Raw genomic sequence first — 359 nt, 5'->3', positions numbered from 1 at the left:
TCATGACTGGGGTGAAGTCGTAACAAGGTAGCCCTAGGGGAACCTGGGGCTGGATCACCTCCTTATACGAAGATAGTCACGATGAGTGTCCACACAGATTGATTAGGTTTAGAAAGTAAAAGAGATACTAGTGTCCCGTTCGTCTAGAGGCCTAGGACACCGCCCTTTCACGGCGGTAACAGGGGTTCGACTCCCCTACGGGATACCATCTTTAAGTATTCTCTTCTATCAGAGTATTTAAAAATGGTTCATTAGTTTGAATCAAGCTCTTTAACAATTTGGAAAGCTGACTGATTGATTACTTACGAGTAATTCAATCAAATTTAAAAGTTCTCAATGTTTATCTTTCATTAGATAAA

General features: G+C 40.7%; 1 tRNA gene and 1 rRNA gene. Both read left to right on the top strand.

Annotation, left to right across the window (positions count from 1 at the left end):
* Window positions 1-65, top strand: a 16S ribosomal RNA gene (locus H5300_RS27165); the annotation flags it as partial.
* Window positions 66-132: 67 nt separating this feature from the next.
* A tRNA-Glu gene (locus tag H5300_RS27160) sits at window positions 133-208 on the top strand.
* Window positions 209-359: the final 151 nt, after the last annotated feature.

Source organism: Vibrio sp. SG41-7, from assembly GCF_014164465.1.
Taxonomy (GTDB): Bacteria; Pseudomonadota; Gammaproteobacteria; order Enterobacterales; family Vibrionaceae; genus Vibrio; species Vibrio splendidus.
This window is presented reverse-complemented; position numbering and strand designations above follow the sequence as displayed.